Annotated in this window: 8 protein-coding genes; 4 read left to right on the top strand and 4 right to left on the bottom strand. The window is 71.1% G+C overall.

Annotation, left to right across the window (positions count from 1 at the left end; all coding sequences use genetic code 11):
- Positions 1-143 precede the first annotated feature (143 nt).
- Positions 144-875 carry a hemolysin III family protein gene (locus ACFWFZ_RS34240; RefSeq protein WP_387127922.1) on the bottom strand — a complete coding sequence of 244 codons (732 nt, stop codon included), beginning with the start codon at positions 873-875 and terminating at the stop codon, positions 144-146.
- 220 nt (positions 876-1,095) lie between these two features.
- On the opposite strand from ACFWFZ_RS34240, the gene ACFWFZ_RS34235 reads away from it, so the two are divergent.
- Together ACFWFZ_RS34235 and ACFWFZ_RS34230 are read left to right on the top strand one after the other, a co-directional pair.
- Positions 1,096-2,949, top strand: a complete 1,854-nt coding sequence (locus ACFWFZ_RS34235; RefSeq protein WP_387127920.1) for a phosphoenolpyruvate carboxykinase (GTP) — start codon at positions 1,096-1,098, stop codon at positions 2,947-2,949.
- A 294-nt stretch (positions 2,950-3,243) separates the two neighbouring features.
- Positions 3,244-3,684, top strand: a complete 441-nt coding sequence (locus tag ACFWFZ_RS34230; RefSeq protein ID WP_387127918.1) for a hypothetical protein — start codon at positions 3,244-3,246, stop codon at positions 3,682-3,684.
- A gap of 43 nt (positions 3,685-3,727) precedes the next feature.
- On the opposite strand, the gene ACFWFZ_RS34225 is transcribed toward ACFWFZ_RS34230, so the two are convergent.
- The 3 genes from ACFWFZ_RS34225 to ACFWFZ_RS34215 form a co-directional block, all read right to left on the bottom strand.
- Complete coding sequence (locus tag ACFWFZ_RS34225; protein WP_387127916.1) at positions 3,728-4,369, bottom strand: RDD family protein; 642 nt, start codon at positions 4,367-4,369, stop codon at positions 3,728-3,730.
- Positions 4,370-4,600: 231 nt separating this feature from the next.
- Positions 4,601-4,993 (bottom strand): hypothetical protein, encoded by a 393-nt coding sequence (locus ACFWFZ_RS34220; RefSeq protein ID WP_387127914.1) that lies wholly within the window; start codon positions 4,991-4,993, stop codon positions 4,601-4,603.
- A 101-nt stretch (positions 4,994-5,094) separates the two neighbouring features.
- The gene (locus ACFWFZ_RS34215; RefSeq protein WP_387127912.1) at positions 5,095-6,306 is read right to left on the bottom strand and encodes a pyridoxal phosphate-dependent aminotransferase; all 1,212 of its coding nucleotides are present in this window, start codon (positions 6,304-6,306) and stop codon (positions 5,095-5,097) included.
- A 339-nt stretch (positions 6,307-6,645) separates the two neighbouring features.
- Between ACFWFZ_RS34215 and ACFWFZ_RS34210 the strand changes: the two genes are divergently transcribed.
- Positions 6,646-6,879 (top strand): hypothetical protein, encoded by a 234-nt coding sequence (locus ACFWFZ_RS34210; RefSeq protein ID WP_030665735.1) that lies wholly within the window; start codon positions 6,646-6,648, stop codon positions 6,877-6,879.
- 223 nt (positions 6,880-7,102) lie between these two features.
- Entirely contained in the window at positions 7,103-8,062 is a 960-nt protein-coding gene (locus ACFWFZ_RS34205; RefSeq protein WP_387127910.1) for an arylamine N-acetyltransferase, read from the top strand.
- The last annotated feature ends 103 nt before the right edge of the window (positions 8,063-8,165 follow it).

Here is an 8,165-nt window from a genome sequence, read left to right as displayed (position 1 = left end):
CGGCGGCGGGGGGCGGGGGGGGGGGGGGGGGGGGGGGGGGGGGGGCGGCCCCGGGGGGGGGGGGGGCCGCGGGGGGGGGGGGGGGGGGGGGGGGGGGGGGGGGGGGGCGCCCCCACCCCTCACCGGTGTGCCGGGTTGGTGCGTCAGTGCTGGTAGGCGGCGAGCGAGATGCCGACGTAGTGGGCGACGAACGCCGCGAGGGTCAGGGAGTGGAAGACCTCGTGGAAGCCGAAGAAGCGGGGGGAGGGGTTGGGTCGCTTCATGCCGTAGATGACTCCGCCGGCGCTGTAGAGGAGGCCGCCGACGATCACGAGGACCAGGACGGCGATGCCGCCGGTGCGCATGAAGTCGGGGAGGAAGAAAACGGCTGCCCAGCCCATGGCGATGTAGCAGGGGGTGTAGAGCCAGCGTGGGGCGCCGACCCAGAAGACGCGGAAGGCGATGCCCGCGGCCGCGGCGATCCATACCGCCCACAGCAGGGTCCGGCCGGTGGAGGGCGGGAGGAGCAGGACGGTCAGCGGGGTGTAGGTGCCCGCGATGATCAGGAAGATGTTGGCGTGGTCGAGCCGTCGCAGGATGGCTTCGCCGCGTGGCCCCCAGGTGCCGCGGTGGTAGACCGCGCTGACGCCGAAGAGGAGGCATGCGGTGAGGATGTAGATCCCGCAGGCGACGCGTGCCCGGGTCGAGTCGGTGAAGGCCATCAGGGCCAGTCCCGCGACGATCACGGCGGGGAACATTCCGAGGTGGAGCCAGCCGCGTAGCAGCGGCTTGGCCTCGATGGCGGACTCGACGGCCTCCGCGGCCTCGGTGACCGGGGAGGCCTCGGAGGTCGCTGCGGCCTCGGGGGCGGGGACGGCGGCGGCGTCAGAAGTCATGCGCGCCATGCTACCTACGGGTCCGTAGGTTTTCGCTCATCCTCTTTACGGAAGATTGACGGACGTGGCAATGCTCACGTGAGAGGCCCTCTGGACATATGCGCACATCCACCGGATGATCAGATGAGTGCGGTCGACACCGGATGAGCGGAGCGCGAAGCGTCCGGGTCGCAGCCCCCACGGGGCCAACACCAAACAAACCCCTCAACAAGGAGCAATCGTGGCGCGCGACAACGCGGCTCCCACCAGTTCGACCCTTCCCACCAAGCATGCAGCGCTGATCTCCTGGGTGGACGAGATCGCAGCCCTCACCCAGCCGGACCGCGTCGTCTGGTGCGACGGCTCCGAGAGCGAGTACGAGCGCCTGTGCGAGGAGCTCGTCGCCAAGGGAACGTTCAAGAAGCTCGACGAGACGAAGCGCCCGAACTCCTACTACGCCGCCTCCGACCCCTCCGACGTCGCGCGCGTCGAGGACCGCACCTTCATCTGCTCCGAGAAGGAGGAGGACGCGGGCCCCACGAACCACTGGAAGGCTCCTTCCGAGATGAAGGCCATTTTCACTGGTGAGGGGGGCTCCGCGGGGGAGAAGGGCATCTTCCGCGGCTCCATGAAGGGCCGGACGATGTACGTCGTCCCGTTCTGCATGGGCCCCCTCGGCTCCGAGCTCTCCGCCATCGGCGTCGAGATCACCGACTCCGCCTACGTCGCCGTCGCCATGCGCACCATGACGCGCATGGGCAAGCCCGTCCTCGACGAGCTCGGCACCGACGGGTTCTTCGTCAAGGCCGTCCACACCCTCGGCGCTCCGCTCGCCGAGGGCGAGGCCGACGTCCCGTGGCCCTGCAACACCACCAAGTACATCTCGCACTTCCCCGAGACCCGGGAGATCTGGTCCTTCGGATCCGGCTACGGCGGCAACGCCCTGCTCGGCAAGAAGTGCTACGCCCTGCGCATCGCGTCCGTCATGGCCCGCGACGAGGGCTGGCTCGCCGAGCACATGCTGATCCTCAAGCTGACCCCGCCGGCCGGTGAGGGCGGGACGAAGTACGTCGCCGCCGCGTTCCCGTCCGCCTGTGGCAAGACCAACCTCGCCATGCTGGAGCCCACGATCCCCGGCTGGACGGTCGAGACCATCGGCGACGACATCGCCTGGATGCGCTTCGGCGAGGACGGCCGCCTCTACGCGATCAACCCCGAGGCCGGCTTCTTCGGTGTCGCCCCCGGCACCGGCGAGCACACCAACGCCAACGCCATGAAGACCATGTACGCCAACACGGTCTTCACCAACGTCGCACTCACCGACGACGGCGACGTGTGGTGGGAGGGCATGACCGAGGACGCGCCCGCGCACCTGATCGACTGGAAGGGCAACGACTGGACCCCGGAGTCCGAGACGCCGGCCGCCCACCCCAACGCCCGTTTCGCCGTCCCGGCCTCGCAGTGTCCGACGATCGCCCCCGAGTGGGAGGACCCCAAGGGCGTCCCGATCTCCGCGATCCTCTTCGGCGGCCGCCGCGCCTCCGCCGTTCCGCTGGTCACCGAGTCCTTCGACTGGAACCACGGCGTCTTCATCGGCTCGAACATCGCCTCCGAGAAGACCGCCGCCGCCGAGGGCAAGGTCGGCGAACTGCGCCGTGACCCCTTCGCCATGCTGCCGTTCTGCGGCTACAACATGGGCGACTACATGGCCCACTGGGTCAAGGTCGGTGCCTCCGCCGACGCCGCCAAGCTCCCGAAGATCTACTACGTCAACTGGTTCCGCAAGAACGACGCGGGCAAGTTCGTGTGGCCGGGCTTCGGCGAGAACAGCCGCGTCCTGAAGTGGATCGTCGGCCGCCTCGACGGCACCGCCGAAGGCGTCGAGACCCCCATCGGCATCCTGCCGACCAAGGACTCCCTGGATCTCGACGGCCTCGACCTCCCGGCCGAGGACCTCGACTTCCTCCTCACCGTCGACAAGGAGGTCTGGCGCGAGGAGGCCGCCCTGGTCCCCGAGCACCTCAACACCTACGGCGACCACACTCCCAAGGAGCTGTGGGAGCAGTACCACGCACTCGTGGAGCGCCTGGGCTGAGCCAGGACGCGCCCTGAAGAGGGGCCGATGAACGTGGGAGCCCCCGACCAAGCGGCGTCCCACCGCTGTGGGAGCCCCCGACCAAGCGGCGCCCACCGCAAGCACCGACCCGTCCTGTCGGGAGCGTTCGCGCTCCTGACCGGGCGGGTCGTGTGCGTCTGCTGGCGGCGGGCCTCCACCTCGTGGGGCCCGCCGCTGTGCGTCGCGCCTCCAGGCGGTCCCGCTTCGAAATGCTGTGTGAGTTCGCGGGTGCTGGTGGGCGGGGCGGCTGCCCGGGAGGATCGGGGCATGGGCGTGAGCGCGTTGAAGTGGCAGGGCTGGCTGGTCGGACTGGTGACGATCGCCGGGCTGCTGGTGTTCGCCCCGCTGGGCCTGTACGTGTGGGCGAGCGGCGGTGGACAGCGGGAGGCGCCGCCGCGGGCGGCGGTGGAGGATGTACGGGTCACGGGCTGCCGTGTCGATCCGGCCAGTCGGCGGGTGGCGGCCGCGGTCGAGGCGACCGGGCGGGCCGCGGGCGTCGGCGCGTACGTGGTGACGGTGGAGTTCCGCGACCGCGCCGAAGCGGACCCGGGACGGCGCGCGGCGCAGGCGCTGGTGCGGATCCCGGGTGTGGCCCCGGGCGCGACCGAGTACGGGGAGGCGGTCGGCCCGGTGTGGCCGGTGGCGACGGTGCCCTGGTGCGGGGTCGCCGGCGCGGAGTTCACGCCGGTGACCCCGGCACCCGGGGTTCCGTAGCGGGTGGGGCCGATGGGGCCGATGGCCCCTCAGGCGTCGCTGTTCAGTTCACCTTGACGACGACGGTGCTGCACACCTTGTCGGCGAAGGTCTGCTTCTTGGCGTCCCACAGCGGCCACAGCCAGCCGATGTAGCAGGCCATGCTGTCCAGGATGTGCGCCAGCCTGCGGACGAAGGCCATGCCGAAGCCGAGGGTCGCGCCGTCGGCCTCGCGGTGCAGGCTGATGCCGACGATCTTCTTGCCCTGCGTCTGGCCGGTGGTGCCTTCCTTGTAGAGCTGGAAGATGCCCATGCCGATGGTGTACAGGAAGCCGACGAGGCTGAGCACACCGGCGATCGAGTCGCCCGCCTCGTCGCCGGCGAACGCCGCGCCGAGGCCGATCAGCGCGTACATCGGACCGGCGATGATCAGTGCGTCGAGCAGGAGCGCGCCGAAGCGAAGACCCCAGTGGGCCAGCGGCGGCATCCCGCCGGGCATGCCGGGCATGCCCGGCGGCGGGTACGCGCCGTAGTTGGCCGGCGGCGGGGTCTGCTGCGGGTAGCCGTACTGCGGGGCCGCGCCCGGCGCCGGCTGCTGCGGGTAGCCGTACTGCGGGGGGACGCCCTGCGGGGCCTGCTGGCCGTAGCCGGGCTGGCCCTGCGGGGGCTGCTGGCCGTAAGGGTTGTTCGGATCGCCGAAGCTCATGGGCGCATCTCTCCAGGGTGCTCGATCGGGGACGAAGCGGAGTGGAGGAGATGGTCCATATGAGCGGCCTCCCCCTTGCTGCCGCGATGTTTCAGCCAACATCGTGTTCGGAGCACGGGGATCTGTCCAATTCGTTGCCCGCGGGGCGGGCGGCGGAGCGGGCCTCGGAAGGGCCGGCCGGCCGGTCATGGCGCCCGGTCCGGAGCCTCCGCGGCCCCGGACCGGGGCCGTCTAGAGGGCGCCGGCCAGGTCCAGGGACTCCAGGGCGGCGGCATGCGCGTCCATGCGCTCGGCGGTGAGGATCGCGACGGTGGTGTCGGCGCGGGACGCGGCGACGAGGAGAGCGCGGGCGGCGAGGTCGTGCGCGCGCCGGTGCAGCGCGGCGGCGTCCCTCACGGGGCCCTGGGGTGCCCGGGCGGGCTGGGCCCCGCGCAGCCGGGCGACCTGGGCGGCGATCGTGTCGGCGGCCTCGTCGAGCCCGAGCTCGTCGGTGACGGCGAGCAGGGCCGCGAGGTGGCCGGCGAGCTGGATGTCCAGCGCTTCGCCGCGGCTGCTGTGGGGGTAGTCGACCGTGGTGCCGCCCATGCGCTGGACGACCGGCTTGGTGCGGATCGGCTCGTACATGAGGAGGCCTCCTGCGTGGTCAGGAGACCATCCTACATTGGATTGGTTCTAAAGTTGAGCTGGATCCTGATGTTGGCCGGTATGGTCGCTCCTGGCCGGGATCAGGCCTGGCTGTAGCCGTCCAGGAAGTTCCCGATCCGGGTCACGGCGTCCGCGAGGTCCTTGGCGTTGGGCAGGGTCACGATCCGGAAGTGGTCGGGCTCGGGCCAGTTGAATCCGGTACCGTGCACGACCATGATCTTCTCGGCTCGCAGCAGGTCCAGGACCATCTGCCGGTCGTCCTTGATCTTGTAGACCGCCGGGTCCAGCCTCGGGAAGGCGTACAGCGCGCCCTTCGGCTTCACGCACGTCACGCCCGGGATCTGGGTCAGCAGGTCGTGGGCGACGTTGCGCTGCTCCAGGATCCGCCCGCCGGGCAGGACCAGGTCCTCGATGGACTGCCGGCCGCCGAGCGCGGTGGCCACCGCGTGCTGCGAGGGCATGTTCGCGCACAGGCGCATGTTCGCGAGGATCGTGAGGCCCTCGATGTAGTCGGCGGCGTGCCCCTTCGGGCCGCACACGGCCATCCAGCCGGCCCGGTAGCCCGCGACGCGGTAGTTCTTGGACAGGCCGTTGAAGGTCAGCGTCAAGACGTCCGGGGCGACCGTGGCGGTGTTGATGTGCTGGGCGCCGTCGTAGAGGATCCGGTCGTAGATCTCGTCCGAGCAGACGACCAGGTTGTGGCGGCGCGCGATGTCCGTCAGCCCGCGCAGCATCTCCTCGTCGTAGACGGCGCCGGTCGGATTGTTCGGGTTGATGATCACGATCGCCTTGGTGCGGTCGGTCACCTTGCGCTCGATGTCGGCGAGGTCCGGCATCCAGTCGGCCTGCTCGTCGCAGCGGTAGTGCACGGCCGTGCCGCCGGCGAGGGATACGGACGCCGTCCACAGCGGGTAGTCCGGCGCCGGGACCAGGACCTCGTCGCCGTCGTCGAGCAGCGCCTGCATCGACATCGTGATCAGCTCGGAGACGCCGTTGCCGAGGTAGATGTCCTCGACGTCCAGCTCGATGCCCTTGGTCTGGTAGTGCTGCATGACCGCACGGCGCGCGGACAGCAGGCCCTTCGCGTCGCCGTAGCCGTGGGCGGAGCCCAGGTTGCGGAGCATGTCCTCAAGGATCTCGGGCGGGCAGTCGAAACCGAAGGCCGCGGGGTTGCCCGTGTTGAGCTTGAGGATGCGATGACCTGCTGCTTCGAGCCGCATCGCCTCTTCGAGCACGGGGCCGCGGATCTCGTAGCAGACATTGGCGAGTTTCGTTGACTGGATCACCTGCATGACGGGAGCTTACGGGGCCGGGTGCGGGCCCGACCCGCCTTTTCGGGGGAGACCCGAAGGTCGATTTATCCTGTTTGGCGCGATGGGCGGGTGCGGGTGCGCTCTTCCCTTGGAATCCGGGGCGCGGCCGTCGTCCGGCCTACGGAATACGTGAGTCCGAGCTGTGCACGGGGGTGCGTGTTGCCCTCGTCACCTTGGGCGGACCGAGGGGGACGGGAGGTGACTGAGTACCGGGCCTGAGTACGCGCACTCATGCGGGCGCCGGGCCCGCGGGAGAGGCTGGGGTCCTGAACCAGGGCGAGTGATGCCTGAACGGCGGCGATCAAGGAGCGCGGGGCAGTGGAGTTCGTAGTCGGTGACATGGCTATCACCACGGTCGGCACGGATGGCGACGACCGGGCGATCGAGTTCCTGGTCAGGCCGGAAGGGACCCTGGAGGAAGGCCACTTCGCGATCTTCCGCGAGCACGGCCAGGGCTGGGAGGGCGCCCGCCTGACCATCGACCCCGCGGCGGCCAGCGTCCCGGTGGCGGCGATCGAGTGGGCGGTGGAGTTCGCCCGCGAATACCTCTGACGGGTACGGGGTCGGGGGCACGGGTGCGGGGCCACGGGTGCGGGGCCACGGGGGCGCGGCCACGGGGGTGCGGGTTCGCGCGTCGAGCCGTTGACCACCGGGGTGCGGTGCGGGCGCGGCGCCGCCTGCTACGACCGGGGGTGAACCTCGGCCGCGGTGGTGCACGGAGGGGCCCCGCATTCCCACTTGACCTCAAGGCGGGTCGAGGTAGGAGGCTGGAGTCATGAGCATCCGGCCAGCCGACACCCCAGTCCCCGCCCCCGTCTCGGTCCCCGCACCCAGCCCGACCGACCACCGGCCCGACCGGTGGTCCGGCGCGGTGCTCGACCTCGACGCCTATCTGGCCCGGATCGGGTACGACGGCCCCCGCGAGCCCACCCTCGCCGTCCTGCGGGACCTCCAGCGCGCCCACACCACGGGCATCCCCTTCGAGAACGTCCACGCCGTCCTCGGCCGGGACCTGCCGCTCGACCTGCCCTCCGTCGAGGCCCGCCTCGTACGCGACCGCCGCGGCGGCTACTGCTTCGAGCACGTGCTCCTCTTCGCGGCCGCCGTCGAACGCCTGGGGTTCCACGTCACCGGCTTGATCGGACGGGTCAGCCTGGGCGCGCCCAAGGTGCTCCCCGCCACCCACGGCCTGCTCGCCGTGACCGCCCGCGACGACGACCGCGCGTGGCTGTGCGACGTCGGCTTCGGGGCCGGTCCGCTCGGGCCGATCGAACTCGCCGACGGGGCCCATGCCGCGTACGACGGCTGGCGGCACCGGCTGGAGCGGCGGCCCGGCGCCCACGGCATCGACCAGTGGTGGCTGTACCAGACCGCCCCCGGCCCGTCCGGGCCGGACGGCGGCCCCGAGCGCGTCCCGACGCCGTGGACCGACCGGCACACCTTCACCCTCACCGCCCAGTACCCGATCGACTACGTCGTCGGCAGCCACTTCGTGGGCACGAACGCGCGCTCCCCGTTCGTCCGCCGGCTCTTCGCGCAGCGCATGACCCCGGCCGCCCACCACAGCCTGGACGGCCTGACGCTCGTCACCACCCTCCCCGACGGGTCGAGCACCACCGAGGAGATCGCCGCGCAGGCGCTGGACGGGACCCTGCGAGCGGTGTTCGGGATCGCGCTCACGGAGGAGGAACTCCGCGGGATCGCCGCCCGTCGGCCGGCGGCGGACACGCGTTAGGGTCTGTATCGAGTTGCCCCGCGGCGTCGCGACGCCCGGCACGCACCCTCGGCGTGCGGGACGCATGTCCTGGTAGCTCCGCTACGAGGACATGCGTCCCGCA

The organism is Streptomyces sp. NPDC060232, assembly GCF_042726555.1.
Classification (GTDB): Bacteria; Actinomycetota; Actinomycetes; order Streptomycetales; family Streptomycetaceae; genus Streptomyces.
This window is presented reverse-complemented; position numbering and strand designations above follow the sequence as displayed.

Bases quoted from the DNA above. Each gene is read 5' to 3' on its own strand.
- ACFWFZ_RS34240 (WP_387127922.1), bottom strand. From the start codon at position 875: ATGACTTCTGACGCCGCCGCCGTCCCCGCCCCCGAGGCCGCAGCGACC.
- ACFWFZ_RS34225 (WP_387127916.1), bottom strand. From the start codon at position 4,369: ATGAGCTTCGGCGATCCGAACAACCCTTACGGCCAGCAGCCCCCGCAG.
- ACFWFZ_RS34220 (WP_387127914.1), bottom strand. From the start codon at position 4,993: ATGTACGAGCCGATCCGCACCAAGCCGGTCGTCCAGCGCATGGGCGGC.
- ACFWFZ_RS34215 (WP_387127912.1), bottom strand. From the start codon at position 6,306: ATGCAGGTGATCCAGTCAACGAAACTCGCCAATGTCTGCTACGAGATC.
- ACFWFZ_RS34205 (WP_387127910.1), top strand. From the start codon at position 7,103: ATGAGCATCCGGCCAGCCGACACCCCAGTCCCCGCCCCCGTCTCGGTC.